Origin of the sequence: Dietzia papillomatosis NBRC 105045 (genome assembly GCF_001570845.1) — a bacterium.
Taxonomy (GTDB): Bacteria; Actinomycetota; Actinomycetes; order Mycobacteriales; family Mycobacteriaceae; genus Dietzia; species Dietzia cinnamea.
Genome location: NZ_BCSL01000007.1, coordinates 16,513 through 29,906, shown reverse-complemented (window position 1 = coordinate 29,906; position 13,394 = coordinate 16,513). Strand labels below are relative to the sequence as shown.

Here is a 13,394-nt window from a genome sequence, read left to right as displayed (position 1 = left end):
GGTCTGCACGGGACGCGCTGGCGGTGGTCCGGTCCCGCTGAGCCCGGGCGCCGCCGGGGTACGGGTCCACCTTGTCGTCGTCCCCGGCCGAAATGACGAAATCCGCTACCCCGCCGCGGGATCCGCTACCCCTGTAAGGGGCGCGGATCCGTAGGCGGAGTAGCGGACTTCGCGGCTGGGAGCCGCCAGGACGTCCGGATCAGACCGACTGGGCCTGCCACATCCAGTGCAGCTGCTCGAGCCGGGCGCTGATGCCGATGAGCAGGTCCTCGGTCACCGGGTCGTCGCCGACCTTGCCGATGTTGGCCCGCAGGCGCTTGATGGCCGCCTCGAGGGCCTCGGTCATGACCAGCACGACCTTGTCGTCCGAGGTGAACTCCGCCGAGACCTCGTCGAGCGCGCTGTTCGCGGCGACCGTCGCGGAGCGGCCGTCCGGGCTGACGCCGACGGCGGTGGCCCGCTCGGCGACCTCGTCGACGAAGGTGCGGGCGTCCGCCACGACCTCGTCGAGCGCGAGATGGATGCTCCGGAAACGCGGACCGACGACCGACCAGTGCGCCTGCTTGGCGACGAGCGACAGGTCGATGAGGTCGACCAGCGACTCCTGCAGCGCGTTTGTCACCGCCTCCTGAGCCTCGGCGGGGACGAACGAGGTGAACAGACCATTCGAATCAGCAGCCATCGTGGCTCCCTTCTGACCCGGTTTCCGGGTCGTGGAGGTGAATCGGATCGTGCACTGGACGTTCCCAGTATGCCCGTTCTGTTGACTGCCGTCAGTCCTGCAGCCGGTGGTTTCCGCGCGGGCCGGCCTCGACGCCGGCCTTCACGGCCTGGCACAGGCCCTCGTCGACGGCGGCCCAGTAGGCGTAGACGCGATCGAGCAGCTCGGTCTCGTCCGGGTGGATCGCGGACACGTGGCCGGCGATGTTGGCCGCCAGGCGCTCGCGCTCCTCGTCGTTCATCACCTCGCGGTACAGGATCGTCGCCTGGACCTGGTCCGTGTCATCGGCGTGGGGGGTGAGGTCACCGCGGTAGATCTCGGTTCCCTCGGCGTCCCAGGCTCCGAAGTCGTACGCCTTGGCGGGGTCGGCCGACGGCCCACCGAGCGAGTTGGGGTGGTACTCGGCCTGCGCGGGGTGCGGGAACTCGAACTGCATGGCGCCCTCCTTGGAGTAGGAGTTCACCTCCGAGAGCGGCCGGTTGACCGGAACCTGCTGGTAGTTGGCACCGATGCGGTAACGCTGGATGTCCGGGTAGGCGAAGACGCGGCCGAGCAGCATCTTGTCGGGCGAGAAGCCGATTCCCTTGACGATGTTGGTCGGCGCGAACGCGGCCTGCTCGATCTGCGCGTGGTGGTTCTGCGGGTTGCGGTTCAGCGTCATGGTGCCGACCTTGCGCAGCGGGTAGTCGCGCTGCGACCACGTCTTGGTCAGGTCGAACGGGTTGTACCGGTAGGTGGCCGCCTCGGCGACCGGCATGACCTGGACGTGCAGGTCCCAGGACGGGTGGTCACCGTTCTTGATGGCCTCGTACAGGTCCTCACGGTGATAGTCGGCGTTCTCGCCGGCCAGCTTGTCGGCCTCGGCCTGGGTGAGGTTCTTGATGCCCTGGTTGGTCTTGAAGTGGAACTTGACCCAGTGGCGCACGCCCTCGGCGTTGATGAACTGGTAGGTGTGCGAGCCGAAGCCGTCCATGTGACGCCAGGTGGCGGGGATGCCGCGGTCGCCCATGAGCCAGGTGACCTGGTGGGTCGACTCGGGGCTCAGGGTCCAGAAGTCCCACTGCATGGCGTGGTTGCGCAGGCCGGAGGCGTTCTTGCGGCGCTGCGAGTGGATGAAGTCCGGGAACTTGATCGCGTCGCGGATGAAGAAGATCGGGGTGTTGTTGCCGACGAGGTCGTAGTTGCCCTCCTCGGTGTAGAACTTCAACGCGAAGCCACGCGGGTCGCGCCAGGTGTCCGGGCTGCCCTTCTCGCCGGCGACGGTGGAGAAGCGGGCGAGCATCGGGGTCTTGACGCCCTTCTGGAACAGGCCGGCGGAGGTGATGTCGGAGATGTCCTCGGTGGTCTCGAAGACGCCGAACGCGCCCGAGCCCTTGGCGTGGGGCAGACGCTCCGGGATGTTCTCGCGGTTGAAGTGGGCGAGCTTCTCAATCAGGTAGAAGTCGTGCAGCGGCTGCGGGCCGCTCCTGCCGACCTGGGCGCTGAACTCGTCGCTGGGGACGGGCTGGCCGCTGTCGGTGGTGGTGTGCGAACCGGGCTGGAAGTCGCGAACGCCGCGGTCGGCGGGGTGAACGGTCACGTCGTGATGCTCCTCGTGTGAGTGGTGTGGAGGGGGTCTGATCTTGGTCTCAGTCTTAGACGAGCGCGGACTGCTTTGTCCGGCATTCGGGACATGCGCCCCAGTAGTTGACCTCGGCTTCGTCGATACGGAAGCCGTGGTCCCTGTCTGCGGAGAGGCAGGGTGCGTGCCCGACCGCGCATTCGACGTCCTCGATGCGCCCGCAGTGCCGGCACACGAGGTGGTGGTGGTTATCCCCCGTGCGTCGTTCGTACCGCGCCGGCGAGCCGGCGGGTTCGATACGGCGCATGAGACCGACCTCGGTGCACACCCGCAGCGCGTCGTAGACGGTCTGTGTGGACACCGCGCCCAGTCGTTCCCGGACGAGGGAGGCGACGTCCTCCGCCGCGATATGGGGACGACCGGCGACGACGTCGAGGACCGCAAGACGCGGCGAGGTGACCCTCAACCCGGCTTGCCGGAGCAGTGCTCCCTGTTCCTCTGCTGTCGTCATGGCATCCACCATAGCCTACTTTTTGGAACTGGTCCAGAAAGAGAACGACTCCGTTATAGGAAATACTAGGGGTCGCGCGGCGGCCGCGGCCGACTAGGCTGGCCCGCGACCCGAGAACGCGCAGGAGGAAGCCATGACGGATACCGCCACCGGACCTATCGTGTGCGGCTATGACGGCTCGCAGGACTCCCGTCGAGCCGTGGCCTGGGCCGCCTCGCGGGCCCGCGGGCTGGGCGCCTCTCTCGAGGTGATCTCGGCCGACCGCGCCGTCGGTCGCGTGGTCGCCTTCGACGACACCGCCCGCGCCAACGTCGAGGGCGCCATGCGTGACCAGCTCGCCGATCTCGTCGGCGACGTCCCCACCACGTATCGGGTGATCGCCGACAACCCCGTCGGGGCACTGGTCGAGGCGGGCCGCGACGCGTCGGCGATCGTCGTGGGCAGCCGCGGACTCACCGCGCGCGAGGACTTCGCGATGGGGTCCACCTCGGCCGGGGTCGTCGAGCACGCTCCCTGCCCGGTCATCGTCATCACGCCGCACACGCCCGCGGAGCCCACCGGGGGCCCGGTCGTGTTGGCCGCCGACGGGTCGGAGGCCAGCAGCGCGGCCGTCGCGTACGCGTTCGCCGAGGCCGAGCGCCGCGGGAGCGGATTGCGGGCGATCCACTCGGTCGAGGTGCCCCGACTCCCGGGGGCCTCACTGTTCGACCTCGATCAACTCGCGGAGAGCGTTCTCGCCGAGGACGAGAAGGAGGTCCTCGACTCGCTCGCCCCGCACGAGGCCCGCCACCCCGGTGTGAAGGTCGAGCTCATCCTCGTCGTCGGCGAGCCCGCCGTCACGATCGCTGACGAAGCTGCGGGCGCGCCGTTGCTGGTCACCGGTTCGCGGGGCCACGGCGGCTTCGCCGGCCTGCTGCTGGGATCGGTCAGTCGGCGCCTGCTGCAGACGGCGCCGTGCCCGGTCGCGGTCGTCCGCCCCACCGCCTGACCCTGCGCGCATCCGACCCCACATCCTCCGCGACGTCGGGTCCGGCTGGTCCTGCACGGGATCGCAGCTCAGGCCGGGCCGATGCGCAGCATCCGGGTGAGGGTCGGCTGCCACATGATGCCCGGGGCGTCGCCGCGGGAGGCGATCGTGCCGGTCAGCTCCCTCGGCTCGTCGTAGGGGGCGTGGCCGACGAAGGTCCGGGCGACCTCGCGGCCCGTCTCCACGTCCGTCGAGATGACATCGACCGGGCCGACCTTCTGGGCCAGCCCCTGATCGAGCGGCAGCGCCGCCGAGCCGAGCGTGTGGGTTCGCCGCGGACCGTACGCCAGCGCGTGGATGAGCCCGTCACCCGTCGTCAGCTTGGGCAGGGACGCCGTCCGGGCGGTCGAGGAGCCGTACGTGTTGACCAGCACCAGGGCGCCGCCGAACGCGATGATCGAGTTCTCCGAGGTCCGGGTGCTCGGCGTCATCGGTGATCGCCACCAGCGAGTCGCCGGGGCCGAAGTAGGTGGGAGTCGTCCCCGACCCGTGCGCCAACAGGCCCGGTTTCCGCGCCGGGCCCACCTCGTATCCGCCCCGCCAGCGCACGGTCGGCGACCCGTCGGCCGAGGTGTCGATCTCATAGAGCGCGCGGGTGGTGATCACCGACGCGCCTCCCCGCCGGACGGTCAGCCCGTTCGAGATCTTCTCCCCTGCGGGCAGGGCGAGGAAGCGGAGCTCGTCGTCGTCGACACCGGCACCGTGGTCCGCGCCGACCGTTGCGTGACCGCCTCCGTCACCGCCACTCCTCGCACCGCCGGGCCGCACGGTGCCCACCACCCCGCCGGACGTCGCGAACCACACGCGCCCGTCGAAGGCGGGCATGAGCCCGGTGATCGCGTCCCCGTCGGGGACGGCCGGCGCGAGGTCGGCCAGAACGTCGACCGTCATGCGCCAGGAGCCGTCGGGAGCACGATGATGCCCGACGGCGAGGAGCCTGCGGTCCCCGTCCGCGACCACCACCCGGTCCTGCGCGTCGAGGTACCCGTAGACCCCGCCGAGCAGCGCGCCCTTGGTCAGCTGCACCTCCGCCAGCACCGCCGCGGTGTCCGGATGGAAGAGCTTGACCGTTGGCGCGAGCGGGGTGGGCGGGGCCGAGGCCGGGCGGGGAGGCCGGCTGAGCGACGGCAGCAGGGGGCATCGCCGCGCTGACGCCTGCGGCGACCACCGCAGAGGAGAGGAGTGCTGCGAGAGTCCGGGTCGACGCGTCCATGCCGTGATTCCGCGACACCCCGCCCGGTGGGCGCGGCCCGGTACGCGCGGTCCCGGCCCGATTTGGACGCAACCTTGGCGGCGAATCGGGCAGTACACCGCCATGGCTACGTCCATTTCCGCCATGAGTACGTCCATCCGAGTGAGAGGGCCTGTGGAGTGGCCGTGAGACGATCTCTCCAGCGCTGGACGATGCAAGCGCGGGCGGTGGGTGGGCGCGAGCCCGGGCAAACTCGGCCACCAGGGCGACACAGGCCACACGGGACACACGGACGACAGGGGGGGTCGATGAGGACACGAACCAGCCGACTCGGCGCCGCCCGGATAGTCGGCGAGCTGCTGCTCACGGTGGGCGCGGTGCTGCTGCTCTACCTGTTCTACGAGGCGTTCTGGAGCAATCTCGACTCGCGGCGCCTGCAGAACGAGGCGGCCGCCGGGCTCGAGCAGCGATGGTCGAGCGGCCCGGTCTCAGAAGCCGCCGCTGACGCCGCGGGGACCGCCGCCGGGTCCGCGGACCCGGCCACCCGCGCGTCCGATGGCGAACCGGTGCCGCCCGCCGTTCCGGCCCTGGGCGAGGCGTTCGCCCGCCTCCACCTGCCGACGCTCGGTGACGACGCGGCCTACGCGGTGGTCGAGGGGACGCGCGCGGACGACCTGCGCACGGGGCCGGGACATTATCCCGGGACCCAGATGCCGGGTGAGGTGGGCAACTCCGCGCTGGCCGGTCACCGCAACGGGTCCGGCGCCGTGTTCGAGCATCTCGACCGGCTGGGGTCGTGCGACGCCGTCGTCATCGAGACCGCCACGCAGTGGCTGACCTACCGCGTACTTCCGGTGGAGGCCGGCAGCGCCGAACGATTGGCTGCTGCGCAGAACTGCCTCGCGCCGGAGCAGTCGGATCGGATCGCGACCGGCGACTACGCCCACGTCCGGGGCGTGCACGTCACCTCACCGGACGCGGTGGAGGTCATCGCGCCGGTGCCGGGGGCAGCAGGCGGGTCCAGCGCGGCGGGTACGGCGGAGGAGGTCGGCGCGGCGGAGATCGCCGGAGCCCCCGAACGCCTGCTCACCCTGACCACCTGCCACCCGATGTACTCGAATGCCGAGAGGCTGATCGTGCACGCCGTGCTCACCGAGACCACGGCCAAGACCGACGGCCGCCCGGCCGCGTTGGAGGACTGACCGATGTACGCCTACCTGTGGCGATCGCTACCCGGCCCGCGGCCGGTGAAGGCATTGATCGCGCTGGCCCTGCTGGCGACGGTGATCCTGCTCCTCATGGAGGTCGTGTTCCCGTGGGTCTCGGCGCAGATGCCCTATACGGACGTCACCGTGTAAGTGCCGCGCGGAGGCCCGGCGCGCGGCATCCAGGGGTCAGAGGTGGACGGTGACGTCCGCGTCCGCGCGGAGCTTCTGCGACAACTCCTCCATCGCCCCGGCCTCCTTCTGGACCCGCACCTGCTCGGAGACCTCGCCGCGGACCTGCTCCAGCGGCGGCAGCCCACCACCACCGGACTCACCGGCACCGCCGCCGGCCATCGCCTGCTGCTGGCCGATCCGCTCGTAGGCGGCCTCGATCTCGGCGTCGGTCACCTCGAACTCCCCGAACTCGGCGGTGATGAGCTTCTCGACGCGCAGCTGCTTGTCGATCTGCTCCATCACCGCGTCGCGGTCGAGACCCTGCTCCCCCATCGCCGCGATGAACTCGTCGGTGCTGACCTGGTTGGTCTCGGCGAACTCCTCGAGCTCCGCCTTGATGTCCTCGTCGGAGACCTCGATGCCCCGCTTCTCCGCCTCCTGCGTGAGCAGCTCGGTGCCGACCAGACCGTCGGTGGTGAGCTTCTTGAGCTGCGCCTCGTCGACGGGCTGGCCCGTCATCTGCGCCTGCATGCTCATCTGTTTGTACTGGTTCTCGAATACCGACAGGAACTCGGCGCGCGAGATTTCGGTGCCGTTCACCTCGGCCACCGGGTCCGGGATGTCCGACGTGTCGGGCCCGGAGGGCGACTGCTCGCCGCCCTGCTCCGGCCCGGCCGCCTGTCCGGACTGCTCGGCCGCTGCGGGCGCGGCCGTGGCGCCGCCCTCGTCGTCGCCCCCGGCGCCGCACCCCGCGACCACCAGTGCGAGTCCCGCGGCGGCGACGGCCGCCCGCCATGTCCTCGAGCGCACTCGATCTCCTCACGTTGTTCGTGTGCGTGAAGACGCCGACGGTACACATCCGAGTTGAGCGGGAGCTGTGCGCGCGGCGGGCGGCGCGGCGCACCCGGGCGCGAACAGCACGGCGGGCGGCGCGGGGCCTCACCCGCGCCGCCCGCCACCTGGTGCGTCAGAACCGTAGGATCGCGCCCTCCGACACGTCCTGCGGCAGCGAGTCCACCACCATCACCGACCCCGACGTGGCCAGGACCTGGCCGATCGCCGAGTCCAGGTCGTCGGGGCCGTGGTCGGCGGCGCAGCGGCGGCGGGTGAGGATGAGCCGCTCGACCCGGGCCTCCTGCGCGGCGCGGAGGATATCCGAGCCGCCGCCGGCGATCGCCCGGCCGGCGCCGATCGCGTCCCCGAAGCGCTCGGCGTCGCGCTCGGCGAGACGGCCGAACGCGGGCTGCACGACCTTCCAGGCCCGCTCGTGCAGGTCCCCGGGCGACAGCGCATCGGGGTTGCCGGCCGCGACCTCGTCCACCAGGTTCTCGTAGTTCAGGAACTCGCGGAACCGCGGCATGTACTCGGCGACGGACGCCAACACGACGAGGCGGCGATCGTTGGGCTCGAGCACTTCCTCGACCCCGTGGGCGACCTGGCGCAGGAACTTCTCCAGTTGCACGTCGCCGACCTCGGCGCCGGTGCCGTGACTGTGCACGACGCCCCCACCCGCGGTGCTGCCCGCGTGTCCGGCGCCGGCCCCGGCGCTGAAGCGCTGCTGCTGGTGCGGCGGCGGCTGCGTGTCACCCGCCATGTCGTCCACCGACGAGGGGATCGAACCCAGGTCGAGCTCGCGGATCGTCGACGCGGTCCCCTCGAGGAGCCGGACCTTGTTCTGGCTCACCGCGACCACCAGGAACGTGCGGTCTCCGACCGCCGCCGGCACGATCGGCCGGAGCGCGAACCGGTCGCTCACGTGGACCGCCTCCGGCAGGTCGGTGGTCAGGCGGTACGCGCGCCAGATGCCCTTGGCGGCGAACATCGCGAGGCCGTCGGCCATGTAGTTCCAGTAGGGGTCGTCCTCGAGGAGCGTGACCAGCGGCCCGAGGATCTCGGCGGTCTCCTCCTCTGTGGCGCCGTGGGCGCGGAGCTGGGCCTCGGCCTCCTTGATGAGCGACTTGGCGCGGATGGGGTTCTCGCGGACCTCCGCGCCCCCGCGGGCCGTGGGCAGGAAGATGGACACGGCCCGGCCGGTGGTGCCGCCCAGCTCGGTGAGGTCGGCGTACGGGATGGGATCTGCTTCTGCGGTGCGGATTGGATCAGCCATGACCTGACGTTACCGACGACACAGGTGTGGGAGAAGGTTGTGACCGGGTTGTTGTGGGGCTGTGACATCCGGTGCGCGCCAGTGGGTGCCGGGGCCGGCCCCGTGGCGGACGTCCGCGCCGCGGTTACCATCGCGGGAGTGACCGATCAACGTGTGGAGACCGCGACCCCCCGGCCGGTGAGCACGGCGAGAATCCTCACGCCGCTGATGGTGCCGCTGTTCATGGCGCTGCTGGCGCTGTCGGTGATCAACGTGGCCCTGCCGGTGATCGGCACGACGTTCGACGCCGACTCCAGCAGCCTGCAGTGGGTCATCTCGGGCTACGCGCTTGCGTTCGGCCTGCTCCTGGTGCCGTCGGGACGCCTCGGTGACGCGACCGGCCGCAAGCGGATCTTCCTGGCCGGCGTCACGGTGTTCATCGTCGGGGCGCTGATCGCGGGTTTCGCGCAGTCGATCGAGATGCTCAACGTCGCGCGCCTCGTGCAGGGCGTCGGTTCGGGGATGCTCAACCCTCAGACGTTCGGGCTCATCCAGAAGTACTTCCGCAAGGAGGCGCGCGCCCGCGCCTTCGCGACCATGGCCACCACCGTCTCGATCGCCACCGCGTCGGGGCCGCTGGTGGGCGGGTTGCTCATCGAGGCGCTCGGTGAGGACCTGGGTTGGCGGGCGATGTTCCTGGTCAACGTGCCGTTGGGGGTGCTGGCGTTGGTGCTGGGGCAGCGCTGGCTCGCCGACGACCGCACCCTCCCCCGTGCCGCCGACGAGGGTCCGGACGTGGGCGGGTCGAGGGCCCGTGCGGCGGAGATGGCGCGCCTGGAGCGGGCCACCGCCCGACTAGGTGACGACGACAACGACGACGACAACGCCGCCGGCTCCGCCACTGGAGCGGACGCCCCGGGCACGCGAGGGCCGTCTGCGACCGGGCCGGCCCCGGGGCGTCGGCGGCTCGATCTGGACCCCATCGGCATCGCGCTGCTCGGTGTGGCCGTGCTGGCGGTGATGCTGCCGTTCCTCGGCCGCGACCTCCATCCGGCGTACTGGGCGCTGGTGCCCGCCGGGCTGGCCCTGCTCGGGGTGTTCGCGTGGTGGGAGCGGCGTTACGAGCGGCTCGGGCGGCCGCCGCTGGTCAACCCGGACATCTTCCGCGACGCGGGCTTCCGCAACGGCATGATCATCGTGTCCATCTACTTCGTGGGCGGCACCAGCCTGTGGGTCATCATGCCGCTGTACCTGCAGTTCCACCTGGGCTACGCACCCATCGACTCGGCGTTCATCAGCCTCCCGGCGTCGGTCTGCGCGGCGATCTCCGCGCAGGTCGCAGGACGTTTCGTGCTGCGCCTCGGGCGACGGATGGTCATCACCGGTTTCTCCATCACGATCACCGCACTGGTGACGTTCATGGTCCTGGCCGGCTTCGTCGAATCCGGCACGCTGCACTACCTGGTGTTCATGGTCCCGGCGGCGTTCATCGGCATCGCCCAGGGCATGACCATCTCGCCCAACCAGACCCTCACCCTTCGGGCCGTGGACCCGGCCTACGGCGGCGTCGCGGGCAGCATCATCTCGCTGGGCCAGCGCATGGGCACGGCGGTCGGCACGGCGATCGTGCCCGGGGTGCTCTTCGGCATCGTCGAGTCCCGCGGCGACTGGCTGCTGGCGTTCCGCGCGGCGCTGGGCATCATCGCGGTGCTGGCGGCGGGCGCGTTGGCGTTCAGCGTGGTGGATCGCCGCCGCGAGAAGCGCTGCGCCTGACGCCCTGCCTCCGCGACACCCGGCCTCCGCGCGGATGGGCGGTTCAGGCGGAGGGAATCGACCCACCCCCTCCGGCCGGGTGGTCGCGGGGCTGATCCGACCACGTGTGGTGATCATCTCAACGTGTGAACGGCGAGAAAACGCTCATCCGTATCCCGCCGGCCCGGGCACCGCGCGCCGGGTCAGGGCCGCAATCCGTGGACCCGGCGGGCCGCGTTCGGCGCTCTTGGACGATCGTTTAGATGACGGAGCGACACTCGTCGTGCCGACCTGGCCTTTTCGCGATCCGGCCCCCGGACCGGCGGGGGTGGATTCTCGCGTGGCCGCCGGGACGTGACCTTATTCTCAGGTCGTGGCAACCCCTCCGCCACCCTCACATCCCCCATATCCCCTCAGGATCCCCTCATGAGAACTATCGCCCGGCTCCGCATACGCGCTGTCGTCATCGCCGCCGCCACATTCACCGTCCTGACCGCCCCGGTCACCGCCGCCCAGTCTCTCGAATTCACCATGGCCACGCCGGCGCCCTGCGAGTCCGCGACCCCCGCGGAGCTCGAGCAGGTGATCGAGGACGTCCACGAACACACCAACCGCGAGCGCGCGGCCGCGAAGGTGGCCCCCGTCAAGCGGCTCGAGAGCCTGGACGGGATCGCCCAGACCTGGAGCGAACAGATGGCCACCGAGGACCGGATGTACCACAACCCCGGAATCCGCGCCCAGGTCACCGCGGCCTACCCCGGACAGTGGCGCAGCTATGGCGAGAACGTGCTGCAGAACTGGTGCGGCGCCAGTGGCGAGACCCTGGTGCGTCAGTGGATGAACTCGACCCCGCACCGCGTCAACCTTCTCAATCCCGCCCACACGCACCTCGGCGTGGGCGCGGACGTGGCCGACAGCCGGAAGCTGTACTCCACGCAGAACTTCGTCAGTCTGCGCTGACCCACCGGCCCGTGCGGCCGCACTCTCGGCGCGGCGAGGCCCCGTTCACGAATCGCATACCGGTAACGCGTGTGACTAGAGTGGCGATAGTTGCAGGAGTGACTGAGCGGCACCCTTGCCGCCCAGTCCACTTCGCCCCACGCAATCCCGGCGCGAGCCGGGGACCGAGGAAAGGACCATCGCGTGCGTCACCACTTCCGCTCCGCTGTCACCACGGGCGCCGCAGCCCTCCTGCTCGTCTCCGGCGCGGGCACCGCGGCCGCCCAGGGATCACTGGAATTCGCCCTGCCGTTCGGCCTGGCGATCCCCGGCCTGTCGTCGCTCGCCCCGGCCGACGCCCAGCCCGGCGGCGCCGCCGCAGCCGATCCCGCCACCGCCGATCTCCTACCGGAGGAGGTACGGCTGATGGCGTTCGAGGGCAGCGTGGTCGCAGCGGTCAACGACGCCCGTCTCGTGGTGGGCGCGGACCGACTGGTCACCGACCCGGTACTGGAGGCATCGGCCCGTGAGCGCGCAGCCGAACTCGCCGCGGGCGATCCGGCCACGGGCGACGCCCCCGTCCCCGCCGACGCCCGGGCGGGTGAGGACGACGACTCGGAGGCGGCCCCCGCGGGCGAGAGGTCCGGCGACCGCACCGTGCTGACCCTGCCCGCCGGCGCGACGCCGCAGAAGACGCTGTCCGCACTGCTCACCGACACCGGGATGCGGGAGCGCATGCTCGACGGCGAGTTCACGCGGGTCGGCGTGGGAGTGGTCACCGCGGAGGACGGAACCGTGCACGTGGTCCAGGACTTCGCCCGCGACTGACACGAACACCCGTCCAGCGGGGGTGCGCTCGCCCCCGGCGGAGTGCAGGTCAGGCCGGTCACGGGGTGATGACGGCTGGCTTAGGGCACCGGTCGGCCCTACCGTCTCGGCTGCCGATCCGACCGTCGGGTCGCAGCACACGAAAGGTACCCACCCTCGTGACCCGAGCCCTCCACCATCTGCGCCGCGGCCTGATCCTGGTCGCCGCGGCGTCCGCCACCGTCGCCCTCGGCGCCGGACCCCAGGCGTCGGCTCAGGCGCCCCAGATCCAGTTGCCGCAGATCCACCTGCCCGGCCTGACGATCGGATTCGCCGCTCCTGCGCCCGCCGGGGGTGCGCCCACCCTGGATCCCGCCTCCGCCGAGTACCGCGCCCAGCTCGAGAACGCCACCAATGCCGCTCGCAGCGCGCACGGTCTCGCCCCGCTCCAGAGCCACGGCGGGTTGACGGACGTGGCGGTCCGCTGGAGCGGCACGCAGGCCGCTCAGAACCGCATGTTCCACAACCCGCACGTGCGCGACGAGATCCCCGGCGGCTGGCGCCACTTCGGCGAGAACGTCCTGCAGAACTATGCGCACGCCACGCCGCAGCAGCTGGTGGACCAATGGATGAACTCCCCCAGCCACCGCGCGAACCTCCTCAACCCGGGCCACACCTCGATGGGCATGGGCGCCGCCGTGGCCGCGGACGGCAAGCTCTACGCCACCCAGGTGTTCGCCCGCTACTGATCCGGCCGGCGGCGCGACGGCGCCGGCCCACCCGTGGCGCGCTGCGGCGAGCGTCAGGCGGGCACGCCCGCGAGCAGCGCGTCAAGGCCCAGCTCGAACCGCGCCTCGAATTCGACCGGAGGCGTCGCGGGATCGGCGACGGTGAGATTGTAGTGCGTCTGCTCCTCGAGGCTCAGGCCCAGCACGTAGGAGGTCAGAGCCGTCGTCAGGCCAGCGGCCCGATCCTCCAGGCCGTGGCGGACGCAGGTGGCCTCGACCGCCCCGGCGACCGGGTTCACCGCACCCGCCGCGAGGCCGAGTGCGACGATCTCCGCGCCGTCCGGCACGCCCGTGACCGCCGCGCGCAGCACCGCACCCACCTCCCGCAGCTCGGCGGCCGCAGACGCACCCGAGCCAACCGAGCCCATGGCCGCGAGGACCCGCTCGGCGACCGCGGTGAGCAGCGCCTGCTTGGACGGCACGTGCCAGTACAGCGCGCTCGGCTGGACGCCCAACCGCGTCGCCAACGTGCGCATCGACATCCCGGGCAGCCCGGACTCGCGGAGCAGGTCGAGCGCGGTGTCGACGACCGTTGTCGTTGTCAGGGCCACGATCGATGATCCTACCGCGCCACCCCGATCCTCCTGAACGCTGTACAAGACGGGGGCGCTCGGCTAGCTTGAACACCGTT

General features: G+C 71.1%; 15 protein-coding genes. 7 read left to right on the top strand and 8 right to left on the bottom strand.

Going from position 1 to position 13,394, the window contains the following annotated elements:
• Positions 1-199: 199 nt before the first annotated feature.
• The 3 genes from DPA01S_RS03675 to DPA01S_RS03665 form a co-directional block, all read right to left on the bottom strand.
• A complete protein-coding gene (locus DPA01S_RS03675; RefSeq protein WP_061914111.1) occupies positions 200-682 on the bottom strand; it encodes a Dps family protein in 483 nt (160 codons plus the stop codon).
• Positions 683-773: 91 nt separating this feature from the next.
• The gene (locus DPA01S_RS03670) at positions 774-2,300 is read right to left on the bottom strand and encodes a catalase (protein WP_061914109.1); all 1,527 of its coding nucleotides are present in this window, start codon (positions 2,298-2,300) and stop codon (positions 774-776) included.
• A gap of 55 nt (positions 2,301-2,355) precedes the next feature.
• Positions 2,356-2,793 (bottom strand): Fur family transcriptional regulator, encoded by a 438-nt coding sequence (locus DPA01S_RS03665; protein WP_061914107.1) that lies wholly within the window; start codon positions 2,791-2,793, stop codon positions 2,356-2,358.
• 133 nt (positions 2,794-2,926) lie between these two features.
• Between DPA01S_RS03665 and DPA01S_RS03660 the strand changes: the two genes are divergently transcribed.
• Positions 2,927-3,781, top strand: a complete 855-nt coding sequence (locus tag DPA01S_RS03660) for a universal stress protein (RefSeq protein ID WP_061227551.1) — start codon at positions 2,927-2,929, stop codon at positions 3,779-3,781.
• A gap of 68 nt (positions 3,782-3,849) precedes the next feature.
• On the opposite strand, the gene DPA01S_RS17215 is transcribed toward DPA01S_RS03660, so the two are convergent.
• Both DPA01S_RS17215 and DPA01S_RS17210 read right to left on the bottom strand, forming a co-directional pair.
• Positions 3,850-4,194: a hypothetical protein gene (locus tag DPA01S_RS17215; protein WP_061914105.1), complete on the bottom strand. Its 345-nt coding sequence runs from the start codon at positions 4,192-4,194 to the stop codon at positions 3,850-3,852.
• Positions 4,127-4,858 carry a hypothetical protein gene (locus tag DPA01S_RS17210; protein WP_061914103.1) on the bottom strand — a complete coding sequence of 244 codons (732 nt, stop codon included), beginning with the start codon at positions 4,856-4,858 and terminating at the stop codon, positions 4,127-4,129. The genes DPA01S_RS17215 and DPA01S_RS17210 overlap by 68 nt, the downstream gene beginning before the upstream one ends.
• 462 nt (positions 4,859-5,320) lie before the next feature.
• Here DPA01S_RS17210 and DPA01S_RS03645 point away from each other — a divergent pair, with 462 nt between their 5' ends.
• The gene (locus DPA01S_RS03645; RefSeq protein WP_061914102.1) at positions 5,321-6,214 is read left to right on the top strand and encodes a class E sortase; all 894 of its coding nucleotides are present in this window, start codon (positions 5,321-5,323) and stop codon (positions 6,212-6,214) included.
• Positions 6,215-6,217: 3 nt separating this feature from the next.
• Positions 6,218-6,370: a hypothetical protein gene (locus DPA01S_RS16950; protein WP_165001088.1), complete on the top strand. Its 153-nt coding sequence runs from the start codon at positions 6,218-6,220 to the stop codon at positions 6,368-6,370.
• Positions 6,371-6,406: 36 nt separating this feature from the next.
• On the opposite strand, the gene DPA01S_RS03640 is transcribed toward DPA01S_RS16950, so the two are convergent.
• Both DPA01S_RS03640 and DPA01S_RS03635 read right to left on the bottom strand, forming a co-directional pair.
• Positions 6,407-7,201: a SurA N-terminal domain-containing protein gene (locus DPA01S_RS03640; RefSeq protein ID WP_232302991.1), complete on the bottom strand. Its 795-nt coding sequence runs from the start codon at positions 7,199-7,201 to the stop codon at positions 6,407-6,409.
• Positions 7,202-7,358: 157 nt separating this feature from the next.
• Entirely contained in the window at positions 7,359-8,498 is a 1,140-nt protein-coding gene (locus tag DPA01S_RS03635; RefSeq protein ID WP_061914100.1) for a baeRF3 domain-containing protein, read from the bottom strand.
• 138 nt (positions 8,499-8,636) lie between these two features.
• Here DPA01S_RS03635 and DPA01S_RS03630 point away from each other — a divergent pair, with 138 nt between their 5' ends.
• From DPA01S_RS03630 to DPA01S_RS03615, 4 genes are all read left to right on the top strand, one after another.
• Positions 8,637-10,250 carry an MFS transporter gene (locus DPA01S_RS03630; protein ID WP_061914185.1) on the top strand — a complete coding sequence of 538 codons (1,614 nt, stop codon included), beginning with the start codon at positions 8,637-8,639 and terminating at the stop codon, positions 10,248-10,250.
• Positions 10,251-10,655: 405 nt separating this feature from the next.
• Complete coding sequence (locus tag DPA01S_RS03625; protein WP_061914098.1) at positions 10,656-11,189, top strand: CAP domain-containing protein; 534 nt, start codon at positions 10,656-10,658, stop codon at positions 11,187-11,189.
• 183 nt (positions 11,190-11,372) lie between these two features.
• Positions 11,373-11,996: a CAP domain-containing protein gene (locus tag DPA01S_RS03620; protein ID WP_061914096.1), complete on the top strand. Its 624-nt coding sequence runs from the start codon at positions 11,373-11,375 to the stop codon at positions 11,994-11,996.
• 158 nt (positions 11,997-12,154) lie between these two features.
• Entirely contained in the window at positions 12,155-12,724 is a 570-nt protein-coding gene (locus tag DPA01S_RS03615; RefSeq protein ID WP_061914094.1) for a CAP domain-containing protein, read from the top strand.
• Positions 12,725-12,777: 53 nt separating this feature from the next.
• Here the strand turns inward: DPA01S_RS03615 and DPA01S_RS03610 are convergent, their stop codons facing one another.
• On the bottom strand, positions 12,778-13,314 hold the full coding sequence (locus DPA01S_RS03610; protein ID WP_061914092.1) for a TetR family transcriptional regulator: 537 nt from the start codon (positions 13,312-13,314) through the stop codon (positions 12,778-12,780).
• Between the last annotated feature and the right edge of the window lie 80 nt (positions 13,315-13,394).

What these genes read in the sequence shown, in the direction of transcription:
- DPA01S_RS03675 (WP_061914111.1), bottom strand. Translation starts at nt 682, where the DNA reads ATGGCTGCTGATTCGAATGGTCTGTTCACCTCGTTCGTCCCCGCCGAG.
- DPA01S_RS03665 (WP_061914107.1), bottom strand. Translation starts at nt 2,793, where the DNA reads ATGACGACAGCAGAGGAACAGGGAGCACTGCTCCGGCAAGCCGGGTTG.
- DPA01S_RS03660 (WP_061227551.1), top strand. Translation starts at nt 2,927, where the DNA reads ATGACGGATACCGCCACCGGACCTATCGTGTGCGGCTATGACGGCTCG.
- DPA01S_RS03645 (WP_061914102.1), top strand. Translation starts at nt 5,321, where the DNA reads ATGAGGACACGAACCAGCCGACTCGGCGCCGCCCGGATAGTCGGCGAG.
- DPA01S_RS16950 (WP_165001088.1), top strand. Translation starts at nt 6,218, where the DNA reads ATGTACGCCTACCTGTGGCGATCGCTACCCGGCCCGCGGCCGGTGAAG.
- DPA01S_RS03635 (WP_061914100.1), bottom strand. Translation starts at nt 8,498, where the DNA reads ATGGCTGATCCAATCCGCACCGCAGAAGCAGATCCCATCCCGTACGCC.
- DPA01S_RS03625 (WP_061914098.1), top strand. Translation starts at nt 10,656, where the DNA reads ATGAGAACTATCGCCCGGCTCCGCATACGCGCTGTCGTCATCGCCGCC.